Raw genomic sequence first — 21,860 nt, 5'->3', positions numbered from 1 at the left:
AAAGAATAAAAAAAGAAAGTCCCGTTTAATTAATTTAAACGGGATTTTTTGTTTTTTAGTTATCAGCAGAAAATTAATTTCCTCCAGCTTTAGCTGGAGGAACAAAAATGAAAATAAAAAGGCTTTAGCCAAACATACGAGTTTGGCTAAAGCCTTTTTCACTCTTATAATAAAAAACCTCCAGCTAAAGCTGGAGGCAATTGGATTTTTACTTTATAATGATATTAAACAAATTGTGCTGAAAAAGAATTTAACTCAAATGTTCAATCATATCTTTTGTCATAGATTCCAAATCAAATTTATGATTCCATCCCCAGTCTTTTCTTGCTTCAGCATCATCTATACTTGCCGGCCAGCTGTCTGCAATTTTCTGACGGAAATCAGGATTATAAGTAATCTCAAATTCTGGAATATGTTTCTTGATTTCAGCAGCAATTTCAGTTGGAGTAAAACTCATTGCAGCTAAATTGTACGAAGAATGAATTTTGATTTCTTCAGCCGGTGCTTTCATGATATTGATAGTTGCATCAATTGCATCGTCCATATACATCATTGGCATTTTGGTTTCAGATGACAAGAAACATTCGTATTTTTTATCAGCAATAGCTTTATAAAAAATATCAACCGCATAATCAGTTGTTCCACCGCCTGGAGGAGTCGACCAGCTGATTAAGCCTGGATAACGGATACTTCGAACATCAACACCATAAATATTATGATAATATTCACACCATCTTTCTCCAGCTTGTTTACTAATTCCGTAAACAGTAGAAGGTTCCATTACAGTATATTGTGGCGTATTTTCTTTTGGAGTTGTTGGGCCGAAAACAGCGATACTTGAAGGCCAGAAAATTTTCTGAATCTTTTTAGCTTTAGCTAAGTTTAAAACATGAAAAAGGGAATTCATATTTAAATCCCAAGCAAAAGCAGGATTTTTTTCGGCAGTTGCAGATAAAAGCGCAGCCATCAGATAGATATCTGTAATTTTATGCACTTCAACCAAATGTTCGATCTGATTAAAATCTAAAGCATTGACCACTTCAAAAGGTCCTGAATTTACAACATCAGTATTTAATTTTCGGATGTCAGAAGCGATCACGTTTTCTGTTCCGTATATTTTGCGCAGTTTTTGAGTCAGCTCTGTTCCGATCTGACCGCAAGCGCCAATGATCAATATTTTTGGATTCATTTTTTCCAGGATTTTTAGCGACACAAATATAACGTTTTCGCAATTACATCTGCTTTTTAGAATCATAAATTATTAATTCAATAATTAAAAAGTTTTTTTGTTGGATTATTCGCTTTTACAGGGGGTGTGTCTTTGTGCCTTCTTATTTTTTGTATTAAAGGTCATTTTTAATGGAATTAAAATGAAAAAAAACGTCTAATTTGGCTTGATTGACAACGAAAAAAATAACCTTGATTTATAGAATCTTTAGCAAAAAACAGAATTCATAATTGTAAATTTACTTCGTAACTTTGTAGCCTAACATTTTAATAAATGAAATATAAAATATCTCTTTTTCTGCTTTTGACAACTGTGTTATTTTCTTGCCAAAATGAAAATGAAAAACGACTTGCAGAAAACGCAAAAGAAGCAAAAAAGAAGGAAGCTATTTTTAATAATATAAATAAAGGCTGGACTTTTCTAGACGAGCCAATTAACGAAATTTCAGAATCACAATTAAACTCTTGGACAGAGTGGCGTGAATTTATGAAAGAGATTGGCGAGAAGCCAAGAAAAACAATTGGAGCATTTCAGAAAAAGTCTGCAGCGATTTCTAAAAAAGCAATGGCGTTGAATGATAATATTCCAGCGCAATTTAATCAGCCTCAGATAAAAAGCCGTATTTCTATTTTAATTACCAAAATCAAAATGCTGGATTTGTTTATTCACTTAAATAAAATTCCAGATGATAAAGTGGTTTTTTTAATTCAAGAAATCAATAAAGAGCTGATTTCGCTAGAAAGACAAATGGATAAAATTGTCGAAAAAGCCAAAATACCAAAAGAAGAAGGAGAAGCAGATTTCCTTAGAATGTTAGACACAACACGTGCAATTCCGAGTTCTGCGCCACCATTAGATCCAAATAAACCAAGAATTGAGTAAGAACGCCTTATATACAACCTACGATAATCTGCCGAAAGCGCAGCAGATTGCAGCAAGTTTACTGGAAGGAAATCAGATCAAAATGAACCTTAGCGGTTTGCTGGGATCTGCAGTTTCGTTTATAATACGATCTGTTTTCAGAAAAACTGAACTCCCATTTTTAATTGTTTTAGATAATAAAGAAGAAGCAGCTTATTATTTAAATGATTTGGAGCAAATGATTGGAGAACAAGATGTATTGTTTTATCCAGCTTCATTCCGTCGTCCGTATCAGATTGATGAAACAGACAATGCCAATGTTTTGCTTCGCGCTGAGGTTTTAAACCGAATTAATTCAAGAAAAAAACCAGCCGTAATTGTTACGTATCCAGAAGCACTTTTTGAAAAAGTGGTTACGAGAAGAGAACTCGATAAAAACACTTTAAAAGTAGCTTTGAATGATAAAATTTCGATTGATTTTATCAACGAAGTCTTGTTTGAATACGAATTTAAAAGAGTAGATTTCATCACAGAACCTGGCGAATTTTCAGTCCGTGGAGGAATTGTCGATGTTTTCTCATTTTCAAATGATCATCCGTATCGAATTGAATTTTTCGGAAACGAAGTTGACAGCATCAGAACTTTTGATGTTGAAACGCAATTATCGGTAGAAACACATAAAAAAATCACGATTATTCCGAATGTTGAAAACAAACTTTTTCAGGAAAACCGTGAAAGCTTTTTAGATTATATTGCTGAAAAAACAGTTGTTTTTATTCAAAATACTGACGGACTTTTTAGTCAGTTAGACAAACAATTTGCAAGGGCAGAGGAGGCTTTTGAGAAATTGTCAAAAGAAATAAAACATGCTGCACCCGAACAATTATTTTTAAATCAAGCTTCGTTTATAAAACGCGCTTTAGATTTTTCGGTTGTTGAATTGGCTTCAAGACCCATTTTTAAAACCACTAAAAAGTTTGAATTTCATATTCAGCCTCAACCATCTTTCAATAAACAATTTGATTTATTGCTGAATAATTTGAGCGATAATCATTTTAACGGATATGTCAATTATCTGTTTTGTTCGAATGAAACTCAGGCAAAACGTTTCCATGATATTTTTGAAAGTTTAGACGAAGCCAACTCAGAGAATATCAGAAAACAATATCATACGATTGTATTGCCTTTATACCAAGGTTTTATTGACGAAGAAAACCAAATAACGGCTTACACCGATCATCAGATTTTCGAACGTTATCATAAATTCAACATCAAAAACGGATATTCGAAAAAACAGAATATCACTTTAAAAGAATTGACGGCACTTTCTGTTGGCGATTATGTAACGCATATCGATCACGGAATTGGGAAGTTTGGTGGACTGCAAAAAATCCAAGTTGAAGGAAAAACGCAAGAAGCCATAAAATTGGTTTATGCCGATAATGATATTGTCTATGTGAGCATTCACTCGCTTCATAAAATTTCAAAATACAACGGAAAAGACGGAACGCCTCCTAAAATCTATAAACTAGGATCGAACGCGTGGAAAGTCTTAAAACAGAAAACCAAAGCACGCGTAAAACATATTGCATTTAATTTGATTCAGTTGTATGCAAAACGTCGTTTAGAAAAAGGTTTTCAGTTTGCGCCTGACAGTTATCTTCAAAACGAATTAGAAAGTTCGTTTATTTACGAAGACACGCCAGATCAAATGAAATCGACGGCCGAAGTGAAAGCCGATATGGAAAGCGATCGCCCAATGGATCGTTTGGTTTGCGGTGATGTTGGTTTTGGGAAAACAGAAGTTGCGATTCGTGCTGCTTTTAAAGCGGTTGATAATAGTAAACAAGTTGCCGTTTTGGTTCCGACAACTATTTTGGCATATCAGCATTTTAGAACTTTCTCTGAACGTTTAAAAGATATGCCGGTTACGATTGGTTACTTAAACCGATTTAGAACGGCAAAACAAAAAACGCAAACACTAAAAGATTTAGCCGAAGGTAAGCTAGATATTGTTATTGGAACGCATCAATTGGTAAACAAAAATGTCGTTTTTAAAGATTTAGGTTTATTGATTGTTGATGAGGAACAAAAGTTTGGTGTAAACGTAAAAGATAAATTGAAAACCATTGCTGCAAATGTTGATACGTTGACGTTAACGGCAACGCCAATTCCAAGAACGCTTCAGTTTTCATTGATGGCGGCGCGAGATTTATCGGTAATTACAACGCCTCCGCCAAATCGTTATCCGATTGAAACGAATGTTGTTGGTTTTAATGAAGAAATTATCCGTGATGCAATTTCGTATGAAATTCAAAGAAATGGACAAGTTTTCTTTATCAATAATAGAATTGAAAATATCAAGGAAGTGGCAGGAATGATTCAGCGTTTGGTTCCAAATGCAAGAGTCGGAATTGGTCACGGACAAATGGACGGTGCAAAACTAGAAGAATTGATGTTAGGTTTCATGAACGGGGATTTTGATGTTTTGGTGGCAACCACAATTATCGAAAGCGGATTGGATGTTCCAAATGCCAACACAATTTTCATTAACAACGCCAATAATTTCGGATTATCAGATTTGCATCAAATGCGTGGTCGAGTAGGTCGAAGCAACAAAAAAGCATTCTGTTATTTCATCTGTCCGCCATATTCATCTATGACCGAAGATGCGAGAAAACGTATTCAGGCATTGGAACAATTCAGCGAACTGGGAAGCGGTTTCAATATTGCGATGAAAGATCTTGAAATTCGTGGAGCAGGAGATTTATTGGGTGGAGAACAAAGCGGTTTCATTAATGAAATAGGTTTTGATACGTACCAAAAAATCATGAATGAAGCGATCGAAGAGTTGAAGGAAAACGAATTCAAAGATTTATATCCTGAGGAAAATGATATCGATACAAAAGAATACGTAAAAGACATTCAAATCGATGCCGATTTCGAGTTATTATTCCCAGATGAATATATCAATAACGTTTCGGAACGTTTGGTTTTATACAACGAATTGGGTGCAATAAAAGACGAAGCTGGTTTACAGGAATTCGAGAAAAAACTAATCGACCGTTTTGGACCATTGCCAAAACCTGCTGTTGCTTTATTAAACAGCATCAGAATTAAATGGATTGCAACTAAAGTAGGAATCGAAAAATTAGTCTTGAAGCAAGGTAAAATGATTGGCTATTTCGTATCCGATCAACAATCAGATTATTATCAATCTGTGAAGTTCAGAAACGTTTTAAACTTCGTTCAAAAACAAAGCTCACTCTGCAAAATGAAAGAAAAACAAACCGTAAACGGATTACGTTTGTTATTGACTTTTGAAAATGTGAAGTCGATAAAAAGGGCGTTGGAGTTGATGGAGTTGTTTGAGGAGTAATATTTAAAAAATATTGAAGAAAAAGATGACTTCAAAAAGTCTTTATAAATGGGGTTTTGTAGGATTGATTCCAAATTTCGGATTAATTTCTGGAGCAATTCTCATTGTTCAAGGCTTTATTAGAAAAGATAGAAAAATGAAAATAATTGGATTCGCAGGAATTCTTGTTACTCCTTTGTTTTGGTATTTTTATTTAACTAGTGATTTTCATAAAGGACATTTAATTCAATTTACAAATTATCGATTGAATGAAGTTGTAAAAGATTTGGAGTTTTATAAAAGTAAAAATGATCAATATCCAGATAGTCTTGCTCAACTGAAACCTCAAAATAAATTCTTTATAGACCAAGAGTTTTTTAGTGATGAATTTGATTTTAAAAAAGTGAAGCCTGCAAGATTTTATTATAAAAAAGAAAGAAACAATTATATTTTAAAATCGTTTGGTCCGGATTTGATTTTGAATACAAAAGATGATATTTATCCTGAATTGAAAAAATAAAAAATGCCGTTTGAAATTCTCAAACGGCATTTTTATTATGGCTTTTCTCCATTTAATGCATTGCTGATATTATTAAAGGCGTCTTTTATGACTTTAAAATTGACATTTTCTTTATGAAGCATTAGGGAAGTATAAAGTTTGATAATTTCTCTATCAGAATCAAATTCGATAATATTATTAAGCTTAATGATATAATTGGTCATGGAGCTTTTTTCGTACCATCTGTCAAAAACAGAAAATCTTTGAAATGCTTTTTTATCATTATCATCGCAAATATAAATTAATGCATCATGAATATTTTCAAAAAACGAGGCAATAATGTTTTTGATTGTTTCTGAAATCAATACATCAAACTGTTCAGGTTGAGAACTAATTCTGTCTATAGTAATTTGATAAACATTTCCAAGTTCTATATCATTCCCAACACAAGATGCTAATGTGAAATCTTCATAGAAAGCAACCCTGTATTCAATTTGTCTTTTTGTAAAGAAACTATAATAACCAGAATCAGAATTAAAAGTATAATTATATTGTTTTAACAAGTTTGATACCTTTTGAAGTTAAGGTTTCGGCAGAAGTTTTCCCTTGTAAAAAAGAGCGTACAGCAACCTTATCTTCTCTCATTTTGATAATTGCTTTTTTAATAACTTCTTTATTTACTGCTGTAGTTTTCATATTGCAAAGTAACAGATTTAAGTTGAATACTCCAAAATTTGTAGTATTATTTTTATTCTTTAAATGTATTTACTTGGTTATCAGTATAATTTAAAAATTAAGCTTTCTTTATCTTTTATTTAAGAAAAATCTTAGAACTAAAAAGTTTTCTTTGAAACAAAATTTTCAAAGCCAACTTTTATGCAAAATCAATTTCTTTTTCTTTTTTTACTTATTGGATTTACTACAATTTTCGCTCAAGGAAAAAATAAAATCATTTTAAACGATTCTTTAAAATCTGAAACTATTGATCCGCTTCGTCCTTCAAAAGCGGCTTTTTATTCTGCTGTTTTGCCAGGTTTAGGTCAGATTTATAATAAAAAATATTGGAAACTTCCTTTAGTTTATGGTGCAATTGGTACGAGCACTTATTTGTATATCGACAATCAAAAAAAATATAATATTTATAGAGACGAATACAAAAGCAGACTCGAAGGTATAGAAAGTGATTCGCAATTTTTAGCTGGATTAAGCGAAAGCCAATTGATTTCTGCACAAAAACAGTTTCAAAGAAACAGGGATTTATCCGCTTTGTTTATGGTCGGTTTTTATGTTTTAAATATTATAGATGCCAATATTGATGCCGCATTGTCACAGTTTAATGTAGATGAAAGATTGGCATTTAAACCTGCAGTTATAAAAAATGATATCACCTTCAATAATAATTTCGGGTTTGCTCTGAATTATACTTTTTAAGAAAAAAAATAGCCACGAATTCACGAATTTTTAAAAATTTACTTAGAATTAATTCGGAATTCGTGGCAAAAAAATTATTTAACAATCAGTTTTTTAGTCACATTAAAATCTTTAGAAACAATATTTACAATATAAATTCCAGAAGATAAATGATGATTAACTTGTCCTGAAGAAGAAAGTCTTTGATTTAAAACTGTTCTTCCGTTCAAATCAGAAACGAAAATTTCAGCATCTCCGTTTGTTAATTCAGGCATTAAAACATGAAATTCATTGTTTGTTGCCGGATTTGGATAAATACCAATTACAGGTTCAGTTGTAGAAGCTTCTTCAATATTTAATGCTGCTCTTGAAGTTCCAACAGTTGTTGGTTCTAATTGCCATTGCGCACTGTACCAGCCATCTTGTGAATTTCCGTATTGAGCAGAACCAGTTTGGTTTTCGATATGAATAATATTTCCTGTCTGCCATCTGTTTCTTAAACGAGTCCAAGTTCCGTCAATATAATCGCTTGACCATTGCGCACTCCAGAAAGTGGTATCGGTGATGTTACATTGTACATTTCCAGTTTGACCTTCGATATTCATCAATTCACCAGTTGCTACATTTTTCAATACAAAATAAGTAGCGTCAATTGCAATTTTTTGCCATTTATAATTGTTGCTAGAAACACTCGTTCCGTAACCTACATTTGTTCCTGCATCAGATAAATAAGCACCAGTCCATCTGTTTTTGATCGTGTAATAATTTCCTCCTCCAGAAGCTGTTGTAACCGATACTAAACAAGTACTTGTTTTACTTCCATCAACAGTTGTAACGGTAATTGTCGCCGTTCCATTCGCTACAGCGGTAACTAAACCTGAAGCATTTACAGTTGCTACAGCCGTATTATTTGAACTATAGGTTACCGATTTATTAGTAGCATTTGCAGGAAGAACAGTTGGAGTCAATTGTTGTGTTCCGCCAACATTCAATGAAGCTGTGGTTGGACTCAAACTTACACTTGTAACCGCAACACCCGTTCCCGGATTTGAATCGTACCAAGTAGCATTCATATACCACCCTGTTTTATTTCGGCTTAAGTCGGCAGTTTGATTGGTTCCGTCGTTGAAAATTAAATTGCTTGAAGTTACGTTTGTAAATGTATAACTGTACCAACCATTTCCAGCATCGGTCATGTTTACTCCAGGCCAGTTTACAGTTGCCAAAACTCCTGTTGGTAAAGCATTCCAATAGTAAATTTTAATTCCAGTTCCCCAATTTGATGGTTTATAGAAATAAACCGTGAAATTTGTATTCGGATTTACTGTAATTGTTGCCGAAGCTGTTTTATTTCCGTCTTGTGTAGTTGCTGTAATTGTTGCTGTTCCGGCAGAAACTGCTGTTACAAGTCCGCTTGAATTTACCGTTGCGATTGCGGTATTGCTTGATGACCAAGTAACCGTTTTATTTGTGGCATTTGCTGGTGAAATTGTTGCAGAAAGCTGTTGTGTATTTCCAGCATATAGACTTGCAGAAGTTGGAGAAACGGCTACAGAAGAAACGGGAATTGCAGCGACAGTTATTGCAGAAGTTGCTGTTTTATTTCCATCAACTGTTTTAACTGTAATAGTTGCTGTTCCTGCTGCAACTGCTGTAACTAAACCAGAAGCACTTACTGTTGCCACAGCTGTATTGCTCGATGTCCAAGTTACGTTTTGATTTGTTGCATTTGCAGGAGCAATTGTAGCATTTAATTGTTGTGTAGATCCTAAACCAACAGTTACTGTTGTTGGACTCACAGAAACTCCTGTAACGGCTACAACCGGAGCATTTGTATTAGTTAAAACCAAATATTCGAAAGCAGCAAAATTACGCGTTGCACCTGCGGTTAAAGTAACCGAAGCATTATTGTTATATGGATTTACATAAGTTCCCGCTAAAGCCGCTGGAATAACGTACGATTTAGCTGCGTTTCTCAAATTCGACATTACAATAACTTTCTCAGTTCCTAATGTTTTGGTGAAAATACTAATATCATCATTAGCATACGTCGTTAAATCACCGCGTCTAATGGCTGCACTTGTTGTTCTGAAATTTAAGATTTTTGCGAAATCTGCGGCGGCAGTTGGATTTTGAGACCAATTGAATTTAAAATTAGTCCACGGCCAGTCTGTTTTTGGTTCGTAATCAATTTCTTGTCCGCTCATTAAAAAAGGAACGCCTCGCATATAAGCTGAAACTAGAAAGTTTGCAACGACTCCGTTATGGTTTTTAAATACAACAAATGGTCTTCTTACGCCATCATCATTTGTGTAGGTATCGTGATTTCCAGTATATCTAACGATTTGCTGATTTCCAGTTGCTTTCGCATATTCATAAGTAGTTTGATCTTGAATTCTTTGAGAAACAGGTCCGCCGCTAGCAATATCATATAACCCAGCATGAAACCATCTATCTCCATAATTCATGTCGAAACCAACTTGAAAGTTTTCTTGTCTGTCGCCTTCGGCTAACATTAATAAGTTGTGAGAAGTTATGCTTCGAAGATTTGAATTTACTTCTGACCAAAAATCTAAAGGAGGGTTATTAGCATAATCGCAACGGTAACCGTCAATATTAGCTGCAAAAATCCAATAGCGCATAGCATCTTTAATGGCTGCTCTTGTTGCTGAACTATTAAGATCAAGCGCTGCAATATCAGAGAAGTTTCCTAACTGCTGAATTGTGGTTCCGGTTCGTTTGTAATATTCAGGATGTGAAACGGTCCATCCGTGATCCCATGATGTTCCGTTGATGGCAATATCTAAAATAACGGCCATGCCGCGGCTGTGAGCGCCATCAACCAAAGTTCTTAAATCAGCCAGTGAACCGTATTCAGAACCGACGGCTTTAAAGTCTTTGATACAATAGGGCGAAGCCGAACTTCGGGAGTCTGTGCCGTGGGGAAAAATTGGCATTAAATAAATAACATTAGTGCCGAGTGCTTTTATATTGTCTAATCGGGCGGTTACTCCGGCTAAATCTCCGTTGGCGCTAAACGGACGAATATGCACCTGATACATATTGATATCTCTCGTATCAGGCACTCCTGCAAAGGGTGTTCCGTACTGAGCAGGATCTTGTGCATAAACTGAACTTGCAAATAATAATAGAAAGCAAATTAATGCTTTGGTAATATGAAATAATCTAGTGGTAATTTTGATTTTCATAATAATAGTTTTTGCATGCTTGTCGGCATTTCTAACTAAAATTCATTCTCACTCGCATTGTTTTTAAATTCGACAAACATTTTGTGGTTAATAGTTTTCAAGTAGTAAGTTTTAATTTTTTGCTCAAAAAAGAGCATAGTTTTTCTGCCACGAATTCACGAATAAGGATTTATCTAGAAAATCTTAATTCTGAAAATTCGTGGTAAAAAAACTTAGAAACTGAGTATCTCAGTCCCGAAGCTTCGGGATAGCATCTTAAATTATAATTTTTTCAATCCTTTTAAATCTGAAGCAGTTCCTTCTTTGATGCTGATGGCAACACCACCGCCCGGAGCTAAATATTGCTTCAATTTGCTTTTTGAGTTTACAATAACTTTAGTAACGGTATATTTCTGTGGATTCTGATTCCAATTAGCATCTTTAGCATCGGCATAAATTGTTGCGACGAAATTTTTTCCTGCAGGTAAATAATCAAATGAAATGTTTGCTGTTCTTGCATTTTCATCTGTAATTCCGCCAATAAACCATTCGTTTTTGCTTTTTGCTTTACGTGCAATTGTAATATAATCTCCAGGTTCAGCTTCCAAAATATAACTGTTATCCCAATCTACAGCCACATCTTTGATGAACTGAAATGCGTCTGGAAAACGCTCATAATTTCCAGGAATATCAGCAGCCATTTGCAGCGGACTGTACATGGTTACATAATAAGCCAATTGTTTTACTAAAGTTGTGTTTACTCGTTGTGAACTTCCTGTTCCGTAGTAAGAAAGGTCAGTTTGGAAAATTCCAGGCGTATAATCCATTGGACCTCCCATTAAACGGGTAAATGGTAAAATTGTAGTATGATCTGGAGCTAATCCTCCCATAGATTCGAACTCAGTACCGCGCGCTGATTCCTGAGCAATCCAGTTTGGAAAAGTACGGTTTAATCCCGTTGGGCGAACTGCTTCGTGGCTGTTAATCATAATTTTATAATCGGCAGCACGTTTGGCAACGTTGATGTAATGATTTACCATCCATTGTCCGTCGTGATGTTCGCCACGCGGAATAATCTGTCCTACATAACCTGTTTTTACAGCATCATAACCGTTATCATTCATAAATTGAAAAGCGCGATCCAAACGACGTTCGTAATTTGTAGCCGATCCAGAAGTTTCGTGATGCATAATAATTTTCACTCCTTTTGAAGCTGCATAAGCATGCACCGCTTTTACATCAAAATCTGGATATGCGGTTACGAAATCAAAAACGTCTTCTTTCCAATTGCCAATCCAGTCTTCCCAGCCAATGTTCCAGCCTTCGATAAGAATCGCATCAAAACCATTTTTAGAAGCAAAATCAATGTATTCTTTTGCGCGTTCTGTTGTGGCTCCGTGTTTTCCGTTTGGAGTAAGTTTGGTGAAATCATCCGTCATTTTTACGTTGTTTTCTTTTCCAAAAGCCCAAGTACTTCTTCCAGCAACGAAATATTCCCACCAAATTCCGATGTATTTCACAGGTTTAATCCAAGAAACATCTTTATAACTTGTTGGTTCGTTAAGATTTAAAATCAATTTTGAAGCTAAAATATCAGTTGCTTTATCGCTTACTATAATGGTTCTCCAAGGCGTTTGAGCGTCAGTCTGCATGTAGCCTTTTGCACCAACGGCATCAGGCGCCAAATGACTTGTCATTTTGTTGGTTTTAGCATCAATTTCAAGGTACATTGCTGGATAATTGATTAATCCTGCTTCGTGAATGTTGATGTATAAACCGTCATCAGATTTCATCATAGATGGTGTTTGTACAGAAAGTTCCTTAATTGGCTGCTGTGCATTAATTTCAATCGTAGCTTTTTTTATCAAAGAAGGAATTTCTGAAATCTTCGAAGTCGTATAAGCATATTCGTTGGTATCATAATCTCCTGGAATCCAGAAAATTTTATGATTTCCAGCCAATTGAAATTCGGTGCGTTCTTCTTTAATTACAAAATAATTCAGGTCATTTTGTTTAGGAAATTCATATCTAAATCCCAATCCGTCGTTGAATAAACGGAAACGAATGCGGATAAATCTATTGTTATTTTTTGCCTGAGCTAAAGTGACAACCAATTCGTTATAATGATTACGAATTGTTTTTTCTTCCCCTAAAACAGGATTCCAATTTTCATCAAAAGTAGATTGAGCCGTATTTGTAACGGTAAAACCATCCATAAATGAAGCTCTGTTTAGAAGCTCTAAACCTAAAGAACTTGGTTTAATAACTGGTTTCTGCTTATATGATAATTGGTAAGACGGAATTCCGCCTTCTTTTAATTCAAATTTTAAAGAAAGATTTTTGTCTGGCGAAGTTATTTCTTGTGCCTGAAGCCAAAAAGAGGCAAGGATAAAAAATAAAAGCGCTGTTTTTTTGCTCAAACGTATTTGAAGCAATGATTTTTGGGATTGAAAATTCATGTTATTTGGTTTTTTGCAAATTTAATTTTATTTAAAGCTGCATTGAAATTAATTTTTCAATACTAAATATTGAAAAGGCTGAAGTGTTACATCTGAACTAACCGTTACTGAAGCTCCGCTAAAAGCATCTTTCCAAGTTCCTTTTAATGTTGAAGGAATTAGATGTTTTACAGTTGAACTTGTTAAATTTGAAAGTACGAATACTTTTTCAGAGTCTTTTGTCATTGTGAAAGCACTAACAGAATTACTGCTGTAACCTGTAAATTCTCCTGTTTTAAGAGCGTTGCTTGCGTTTCTGAAAGCAATGATTTTTTTGTATTCAGCTAGCATTTCATTGTCTGCAGTTGACCAGTCAATTGGTGTTTTTGCAAAATAATTTAATCTTTTGTCGTAGCCAATTTCTTGTCCGTTATAAATCATTGGAATTGATTTTAAATAAGCTGCGACAACAAATGTTGCCATAGATCCTTTTTTGCCTCCAAAAAGCTCTAATGGCGTTCCATCAGAAAGATTCACGTCATGATTGCTTGTGTATCTAACTACTTTGTTTGCTGGATCGTAAACGTTTGCATATTCTGTAGCATTCGAATCTTGAATAGTTGTTGCGGGTTTGTTTTCTTTAAAAAGCTGCTCAAGCGTAGAGAAAAAATTAAACCCAAAAGTATAATCAAAACCTGATGCAAAGTGATTGTATTTTGAACCTTCAGCCAGCATTAAAATCGTTTGATTCTTTTTAATTTTTCTAAGTTTTGATATTGCATCTGACCAGAAATTGTTCGGAACAAAATCGGCATAATCGCATCTGAAACCGTCAATATTCGCATTATAAACCCAATATGACATCGCATCGATCATCGCGTCTTTCATTTCAGTATTATTGAAATTTAGCTGTGCGACATCATTATAATTTGTTCCTGGAGGAATGATAATATTGCCACTAGCATCTTGCTGATACCAATCTTTATGCTGTGTAATCCAAGCGTTGTCCCAAGCTGTATGGTTTGCAACCCAGTCTAAAACAACAGCCATGTTTTTCTTGTGCGCTTCTTCAACTAAAGTTTGAAGATCTTGTAAAGTTCCAAAATCAGGATTTATCGCTTTATAATCTTTTACTGCGTAAGGAGATCCTAATTCGCCAGTTGCTCTTTCTTTTCCAACAGGATAAATAGGCATTAAATAAATGACATTTGCTCCTAATTCCTGAATTTGAGAAAGCCTTTCTTGAACTCCTTTAAGTGTTCCAGCCTGACTAAAAGCACGAATATTTACTTGATAAATTACTGCATCTTCTTTCTTTGGCATTTTTTCAAAAGGTGCTCCATATTGTGTATACGGAAATGCTGGAGTTTTGTTGTCATCATCAGAAGAACTGCACGAAACAAATGCTAATGCAAGCAATAATCCGTAAATGATTTTTATATTAAATTTCATAATTTTTACATTTTAAGTGGTTGAGAAGTAACCTGCCTTTCGAAGTAAAAAGACAGGTAAACTCAAACCAAACTAAACTTAATTTTTTATTTTTTTGTAATCGTATAAGTTGCTGTTGGAGGATATCCAGTACTTGCAGGATCGACATCATTTATTTGTAATGTGATTTCGTAAGTTCCGCCTTCGCCAACATAATGAGAACCTTGATCGTCTAGATATACAATTCCGTCAGTTGTGTTTTTAGGCCCGTAATTGATTGTCCAGCTGTTGTTTAATCTGAATTTCACATTTCCAGGAACTAAAACGGCAGTAACTTTCCAAGTTTTTGTCTGATGATCGTAGCTCATCGGTGTGCTGTTATCCCAGCTTCCAGAAGTCGCATCACCAACAATTCCCCAAGAATAAGGCGTTGCAGTCCATTTTAAAGTGTTCAAATTCACTTTAATTTGATATGAACCAGCTCCAGGGAGTACAAAATCTGTATCACTCATGTTTTTAAGATCACTGTTTGTATCGCCAGCGCCATAAAATTGAGCCCAGTTTCTTTCTGTATTTAACTTAAATCCTAGTCCTGCACCTTCGGCAACAGTCATGTAACCTTGGTACACTCCTTTTTGAATTGCTGTTAAAGCCGCAGCGGTTTCAATAGCCCAGCCTTGATAGCTTCCGGGCATATAAATTTCGCCAAAAACAACGCTTTTTTCATAAGGAGTAACTGTTAAAGTAACAGGATTTGAATATACTTTACGATCCATCGCAGCTTCTACGCGAACGACTAGTTTTCCTTCAACATTAATAGGAAGACCTAGATCTACAGCAATTTTATTTAATTCTTCTCCAATTAAAGCTCTGCTTAAAACATCTGTACCTACTTCAATTCGTTTTGCTTTCATCCAAGCGTTTGCACCACTCGTATCTCCAACTAAATCAAATTGAATAGCGTACGTTACTGGAGCTTCAATAGGAAAAGCGACTTCTGGCCAAGAAACCAGTAAAACCTGATCGGCAGCGGTATCTTCTGTTAAAACTAATGTACTTGTTGAAACACTTATTTCTGAAGGGAAACTAACAGATTTTAATGTCGTTAATGGGGCGTCAGTGTCGCAGGATGAACCCAAGAACAGCAAACTGCCTAATATGAATAATTTATTGATATATTTTTTCATGATAGTTTTGTTTTTAGTAACCAGGGTTTTGTTTTAATCCACGATTGGCATCTAAAGCTGAGGTTGGAATTGGGAACAATTTTCTGAAAGCAGGAGACTCAGGTCTAAATTCGTTAGCCAATAAAAATTTATTGAAACGAATCATATCTTGTCTTCTATGGCCTTCCCAGTTTAATTCAAATCCTCTTTCGTTGTAAATATCATCTAGAGTAGGATTGTGGTCTAAAGCGTTTAATCCTGCGCGTTGTCTAATCTGATCAATAAATGGTTTTGCAGCAGCAGCGTTTCCTAAACGAGCATTACATTCTGCCATCATTAAGATAACATCTGCGTATCTGAAAATAGGGAAGTCGTTAGAAGCACCTCCACCAGTTCTAGGTGCTACAGGATAAAATTTCACATTACGAACACCCGCTTGAGGATCTGCTCCTGGATTGTCTAATGAAGCAACATCAAGCGTATAATTGAAACCTCCTGGCTGTTCTCCAAACAAAAACTGTTTTCTACGAACATCATTTGCATCATATTTCAAGAAGAAATCTTTAGGAACAATTGTACCATTCCAACCGCTGAAACCGAATAAAGCTTGTGCATGAGCACCGTATAAACTACGAACTGCATAAACGTTACGTGAAACAATATCTAGAGTAGCATAAATTGGCAAGATCGTTTCGTCTTCTGGAAGCACATCTCCAAATAACTCGTAATATTTACTTCCTAACGGATTTGAAGCATCTGTAGCTCCAGAGTGAAGTGTAAATCCGCCATCGGCAACTTTGTTACAGGCTGTTAAAGCTTCGTTCCATTTTGGAGTTCCTGTATAAACTTCTGCGTTCAAATATACTTTTGCTAACAAAGTATAACCTGCCCATTTATTGAATCTTCCATAATAATTTCCGCCTCTTGTTCCAGATAACAATTCAACGTTTTCAGTTAGTTCTTTTACAATAAAATCATAAACCTCTTTACGGCTTGACTGCGGAATTTTATCAACAGTAATATTATTGTCTGTGTAGAAAGGAACATCACCAAAATCATCAATCAATAAATAATAAAAGAAAGCTCTTAATGTTTTTGCTTCAGCAATTTTTGAAGCGTCAGCATTCGCTTTTTGCAATAAATCTACTGCTAGATTGGCATTGAAAATAGATTTATAAAGCCAGTTCCAAGTATTACCTATAATAAAATCAGTTGGAAGCCATTCATGTTTGTGAAGACGAGCAAAATCCATCTGCCAGTCACCCGTATTTCTATGCGGAATAACCTGTTCGTCAGAAGACATACAGTTCATATCGTACCATCCGTTATCTGCTCCAGCATAACCAACACCACTTGCTCCGTCTCTCACGAATTCTCCAGGAATTTGCGCATAAACGCTTGCTAGTGCTATATCAGCACCTTCAGGAGTTCCGTAAAAATCTTCTGCAGGATATTTATCATACACATTTTCTTCTATGTCTGTACAACTAAAAAGTGTCAGGAAACACAAGCTTCCTGTTATCAATATATTTTTAATTTTCATGTTTTTTACTATTTAAATTTTACAGTCAAACCAAACGCCACGCTTCTGGTACGAGGATAAATTCCTCTATCGCCACCGAAGTTATCTTCAGTTCTGCCACTTCCGCTTACGTTCAATTCTGGATCAATACCTGAATAATCTGTAATTAGGAATAAATTGTTTCCTGTAAGTGAAAGTCTAATAGTATCAATATATTTATCTGTAAAACGGAAACTATATCCCGCTGTAAGATTTTCTAAACGAACGAAAGAACCATCTTCTAACCATAAATCAGAACCGTAAGGAGAAGTATAAATTCCTGTTTCTACTGCACTAGCTAAAACATTCGATTTACCAATATTTTCCAATCTGCTTAAGTTAGAACGTAATCCGTTGTAGATTTTATTTCCTCCAGAACCTCTTACTAACATAGAAGCATCGAAGTTTTTATATCTGTAAGAAGGATTAAACGCAAAAGTATAAGTTGGTAAAGCTGAACCTGCATAATAGCGATCAGGGCTTTTAGCACCTTGATCAATTGTACCGTTTCCATCACGATCCAAAACAGTTTCAACATTGTTTTCGTTTTTACCTGTATGTTCTAAAATATAAAACGCTCCAATTGGTTTTCCTTTAACTAAATAAGAGTTTGCAGCTCCCCAGCCAACATAATCAGTATTTAAAGGAACGCCATTAATGCTTCCATTTAAATTAAGAACTTCATTTTTCATGAATGCCACGTTTCCTGCCAAAGTAAGCGTACTGTTTTGCGATTTAATAACATCGTAAGCAAGCGAGAACTCAATACCTTTGTTTGAAATACTTCCAACATTTGCCTTAATAGTTGGATAAGGATATGGAGGTTGAGGTACTGTATAATCAAATAATAAATCTTCTGTTTTAGAAGTATAAACATCTACAGTTCCTCTTAATCTATTATTGAAAAGAGCAAAATCAAGACCTAAATTTGTTTGTTTTTTAGTTTCCCATTTCAAGTCGGCATTTGAGTTTTGATAAATGCTGTAATTTGTAATTGGCTGACCTCCAAAATAAGTGATTCCTGAGTTTCCAACCAATGAAAGAGACTGCTGCGGAAGAAGACCTTGCTGATTTCCAGTTGCTCCGTAACCCGCACGAATTTTTAGCTCATCAAAAACATTTTGCTTTTGCATGAAAGGCTCTTTGTCAATTTGCCAAGCAACCGATGCTGAAGGGAAATTTCCCCATTTGTTGTTAGCTCCAAATACAGACGAACCATCACGACGGATACTTGCAGTAACCAAATAACGATCTAATAAAGAATAGTTTACTCTTGCTAAAAATGAAACTAATGTTCTGTCATTTTTGTATGATTCAATATCCCCAGGACGAACTTTTGACAAATCTCCCAATTGTAATGCATTGTAAGTTGTTTTATCATTCATAAAACCTCTTGCTTGGGCATAATTTCCTTGATACATCTGATTTTGCCATTCGTATAAACCTAAGGCATTAATGGTATGTACACCAAATGTCTTTTTGTAATTAAGACTTAAGTTGGTTAACTTTTCATTTTGTCTTTGGTTTCTAATATTCGCAAAACCATTTTGATCAATTGCATAAGCAACAGTTGATTCTATAGGTTGGAAATAACCGTATGTTACATTTGTTTTTCTCCAGCTTCCAAACCAGTTTAATGTTAAACCTTTAGCTAAGTCCAAATCGGCTTTTAAACTTCCAAATAAGTTGTCATTTTGCGCCTCATTTGTGGTAGTTTGTGCCGCCGCGTAAGGGTTTAAATATTGAAATACATTTGAATCTGTAAAATAAGTTCCATCAGTATTGAAAACAGGATCTGTTGGTCTAACTAAATAAGCATTTGTAATTAAATTTGAAGTATAAGCCGCAGTTCCAACACTTTGAATAATACTTGTTGTATTGTTAATTCCGGTATTTAAATTGAAAGTTAATTTTAATTTGTCATCCAAAGCTAATTGAGTTGCCTGAATACGGCCGATGTATTTTTTGTTGTTTGAATTAATAACAACTCCATCTTGTAAAATTGCTGATAAGGAAGCTCTATAACTGAATTTATCTGTTCCTCCGCCAAAAGACAAAGTATGAGTTTGTGTAATTCCAGTTTGCGTTAAAATTCCGTACCAATCTGTATTTGAACCATGATTTGCAGATGCAGGAACACTAACACTTTGTGCCGCAGCCCACCATTCATCGGCATTTAGCATATCTAATTTCTTCGGAATAAAATCTAAAGAGGTAGAACCAATATATTCCATTGTAGTTTTACCCGCTTTATTCTTTTTCGTAGTAATGATAATTACACCTGGCGCACCGCGAGAACCATAAATTGCAGTTGCAGAAGCATCTTTTAAAATATCAAAACTTTCAATTTCGCTAGGCGGAACTTGGTTTAGCAAATCCATATTTCCTTGAATTCCGTCAACAACTACTAAAGGATCGCTTCCACCAATTAAAGATGAAATACCACGAATACGAACGCTTGGTCCATTACCTGGCTCACTTCCTAATTGCGTAATGTTAACACCTGCCGCTTTTCCCGAAATCAATTGCAACGGATTCACGATTGCTCCTTGATTCATGTCTTTTGCACCAATAGAAGAAACAGCTCCAGTAACATCTCTTTTTGTTGCTGTACCGTAACCAACTACTACAATTTCTTGTAAGTCAGTCGCATCTGGAAGAAGCTGAATGTTTATTACAGACTGATTTGCAGTTACTTTTTTCTCTTTGTATCCAACAAAAGAAACAATAATAACCGACTGGCTGCTTTCTACAGTAAGTTTGTATTTTCCATCAAAATCGGTAACCATTCCGTTTTTTGTTCCTTCTTCAATAACAGAAGCTCCAGGCAAAGGCATTCCGTTTTCGTCTGTAATTACACCCGAAACAGTTTGCTTTTGAAATTCTATTACCTGTGTTTTAAGTTCTGGTTTTTTAAGGATAATTTGAGTATCACGAATTTTAAATTCGGTAGGAGTTCCTTTAAAAATTTTATCTAAAACAACATATATAGACTGATCTTTTACAGAAATTGAAACCGTTCGATCTAAGTCGATATCGTTCAATTTGTAAATAAATCTGAAATCAGTTTTTTGTTCAATGGTCTCAATAACCTTTTCGATTGTTGAATTGTTTAATTCGAGAGTAACCTTTGTTTTTTGGGCATAAGTACTCGCTTTAATATTAAACATGGCGACCAAAATAAGTAGAGTAGTTAGTTTCAATTTTAGGTCTTTTTGGAACAATGAGTATAGAAACCCATTATTCTTAGATTTTTTTTTCATAATTTTGTTAATTGATTGTAGTTAATTCGTTATATTCAATCACTTAGTTAATCGGAAATTGTTCGCAGCTCTTTCCGATTTTTTTATTCCCGTAATGTTATTTCTTCATATTTTTTTATTGGTTTTAGTGGTTATTTAATTAGTATTTGATTGTTTTTTATCGTGTAATTAATGCCGTGGATATCGTTAAAATAACTCATAACATTTTCAATTGATTCATCTTTAAAGCTGGCATTGAATTTCTCGCTAGCCAATTTTTCATTTTTGTTGATGATTGTAACGTTGTAGCGTCTTTCCAACTTCGTAATAATGTTTCTGAAAGTCATATTTCTAAAGGTCAATCCGCCATCTATCCAAGAAGTGTAGATATCTGTGATAACTGCTTTAGTCGAAATTTTAGCATTTTCTCTATTGAAACTTCCTTTAAAACCTGGTTTCAAAATGATGTTTTTAGAAGCGTCAAATTCTTCATTGGATTGATACATCCCAACAGAACCTTCAACCAAAACAACATCAGTTGCAGCATCTTCAGGATAATTTGAAACGTTGAAATGCGTTCCTAAAACACGAACATTCAATTCGTCAGCATTTACTATAAATGGATGTTTTTTATCTTTTGCAACATCAAAAAATGCTTCTCCATCAAGAAAAACTTGTCTGTTTTCGCCAGCGATAAATTTTACAGGATATTTTAAAGTTGTTCCAGAGTTTAAGTGAACAAATGTTCCGTCAGATAATTGAAGACGGAATTTTTTACCGTACGGAATCTTGATGGTATTATAAACCAGTTTTTCAGAATCTGAACCATTTCCGTAAACTAATTTATCTCCATTTTGATTTCCAACGATATTTCCCTTCGCATCTTTTACATTAGATGAATTGTTTTCAGAAATAATCTGAGTTTCTCCATTTTCTAATTGTAAAACAATATCTGAGCTTTTAAAATCGAATTTTTGTTCAACAGCTTTGTTAGCCATGTTTTGTTTGTAGAAAAAACCAATTCCCAATAAAACAACTACAGAAGCCGCAATAGAAATGTATTTTCTATAATTTGATTTTCTAGGCTGTAATTCAATTACTGTTTCTTGTTCTTTTGAAGCAGATAAAATAGTATTGAAAATGGAATCAGCCTTTTGCTCATCCATTTTTGGCATTTCGATCAATAGATTTTTCACTTCATCAACCGTCGGAAAATCTTCTGTAAGATTATTTTCTCGGCAATAAGCAATGATCTGTTCTGTTTCTTCAGCAGTACATTGATTTAAAATAAACTTCTCTAAAAGCGCTTTTATTTCAGAATTTGAATTCATTAAGAATGTTTTTAGGTTCTGTGTTTCTATAATACAGATGAAGAGGAGTGGAGTACTACTCAAACGTTATAAATTTTTAAATTTTAATATTTTTAATTTCTTAATGTGTTGATTTTTATAGAAATGCAAAAAATTTCTTTTTTAAAG

Annotated in this window: 14 protein-coding genes; 4 read left to right on the top strand and 10 right to left on the bottom strand. The window is 34.5% G+C overall.

Annotated features, from left to right (window positions below):
* Positions 1-250: 250 nt before the first annotated feature.
* Positions 251-1,189, bottom strand: a complete 939-nt coding sequence (locus V6624_RS08985) for an L-threonine 3-dehydrogenase (protein ID WP_111286321.1) — start codon at positions 1,187-1,189, stop codon at positions 251-253.
* Positions 1,190-1,501: 312 nt separating this feature from the next.
* Between V6624_RS08985 and V6624_RS08980 the strand changes: the two genes are divergently transcribed.
* Genes V6624_RS08980 through V6624_RS08970 form a run of 3 tightly spaced genes read left to right on the top strand, consistent with a single transcriptional unit; the run spans position 1,502 to position 5,967 of the window.
* A complete protein-coding gene (locus V6624_RS08980) occupies positions 1,502-2,110 on the top strand; it encodes a hypothetical protein (RefSeq protein ID WP_111286319.1) in 609 nt (202 codons plus the stop codon).
* Positions 2,103-5,468 carry a transcription-repair coupling factor gene (gene mfd, locus V6624_RS08975; RefSeq protein ID WP_111286317.1) on the top strand — a complete coding sequence of 1,122 codons (3,366 nt, stop codon included), beginning with the start codon at positions 2,103-2,105 and terminating at the stop codon, positions 5,466-5,468. The genes V6624_RS08980 and mfd overlap by 8 nt, the downstream gene beginning before the upstream one ends.
* 25 nt (positions 5,469-5,493) lie before the next feature.
* Positions 5,494-5,967, top strand: a complete 474-nt coding sequence (locus V6624_RS08970) for a hypothetical protein (protein ID WP_111286315.1) — start codon at positions 5,494-5,496, stop codon at positions 5,965-5,967.
* Positions 5,968-6,002: 35 nt separating this feature from the next.
* Here the strand turns inward: V6624_RS08970 and V6624_RS08965 are convergent, their stop codons facing one another.
* Positions 6,003-6,509: a DUF6169 family protein gene (locus tag V6624_RS08965; RefSeq protein ID WP_111286313.1), complete on the bottom strand. Its 507-nt coding sequence runs from the start codon at positions 6,507-6,509 to the stop codon at positions 6,003-6,005.
* Complete coding sequence (locus tag V6624_RS08960; protein WP_162614949.1) at positions 6,493-6,642, bottom strand: hypothetical protein; 150 nt, start codon at positions 6,640-6,642, stop codon at positions 6,493-6,495. The genes V6624_RS08965 and V6624_RS08960 overlap by 17 nt, the downstream gene beginning before the upstream one ends.
* 180 nt (positions 6,643-6,822) lie before the next feature.
* Between V6624_RS08960 and V6624_RS08955 the strand changes: the two genes are divergently transcribed.
* Positions 6,823-7,377, top strand: a complete 555-nt coding sequence (locus V6624_RS08955) for a DUF5683 domain-containing protein (RefSeq protein ID WP_111286311.1) — start codon at positions 6,823-6,825, stop codon at positions 7,375-7,377.
* 74 nt (positions 7,378-7,451) lie between these two features.
* Here V6624_RS08955 and V6624_RS08950 read toward each other — a convergent pair whose 3' ends face one another.
* The 7 genes from V6624_RS08950 to V6624_RS08920 all read right to left on the bottom strand — a co-directional run bounded on the left by V6624_RS08950 (position 7,452) and on the right by V6624_RS08920 (position 21,713).
* Positions 7,452-10,565 (bottom strand): Ig-like domain-containing protein, encoded by a 3,114-nt coding sequence (locus tag V6624_RS08950; protein WP_111286309.1) that lies wholly within the window; start codon positions 10,563-10,565, stop codon positions 7,452-7,454.
* Between the two features lie 260 nt (positions 10,566-10,825).
* A complete protein-coding gene (locus tag V6624_RS08945; RefSeq protein WP_239455655.1) occupies positions 10,826-13,003 on the bottom strand; it encodes a glycoside hydrolase family 97 protein in 2,178 nt (725 codons plus the stop codon).
* A 48-nt stretch (positions 13,004-13,051) separates the two neighbouring features.
* Complete coding sequence (locus tag V6624_RS08940; RefSeq protein WP_338841594.1) at positions 13,052-14,434, bottom strand: alpha-amylase family glycosyl hydrolase; 1,383 nt, start codon at positions 14,432-14,434, stop codon at positions 13,052-13,054.
* A gap of 86 nt (positions 14,435-14,520) precedes the next feature.
* Positions 14,521-15,600, bottom strand: a complete 1,080-nt coding sequence (locus tag V6624_RS08935) for a SusE domain-containing protein (RefSeq protein WP_111286305.1) — start codon at positions 15,598-15,600, stop codon at positions 14,521-14,523.
* A gap of 13 nt (positions 15,601-15,613) precedes the next feature.
* Positions 15,614-17,122, bottom strand: a complete 1,509-nt coding sequence (locus V6624_RS08930; RefSeq protein ID WP_111286303.1) for a RagB/SusD family nutrient uptake outer membrane protein — start codon at positions 17,120-17,122, stop codon at positions 15,614-15,616.
* An 8-nt stretch (positions 17,123-17,130) separates the two neighbouring features.
* The gene (locus tag V6624_RS08925; protein WP_239455654.1) at positions 17,131-20,343 is read right to left on the bottom strand and encodes a TonB-dependent receptor; all 3,213 of its coding nucleotides are present in this window, start codon (positions 20,341-20,343) and stop codon (positions 17,131-17,133) included.
* A 191-nt stretch (positions 20,344-20,534) separates the two neighbouring features.
* Entirely contained in the window at positions 20,535-21,713 is a 1,179-nt protein-coding gene (locus V6624_RS08920) for a FecR family protein (RefSeq protein ID WP_338841593.1), read from the bottom strand.
* Between the last annotated feature and the right edge of the window lie 147 nt (positions 21,714-21,860).

The organism is Flavobacterium ginsenosidimutans (assembly GCF_037478105.1).
GTDB lineage: Bacteria > Bacteroidota > Bacteroidia > Flavobacteriales > Flavobacteriaceae > Flavobacterium > Flavobacterium ginsenosidimutans.
This window is presented reverse-complemented; position numbering and strand designations above follow the sequence as displayed.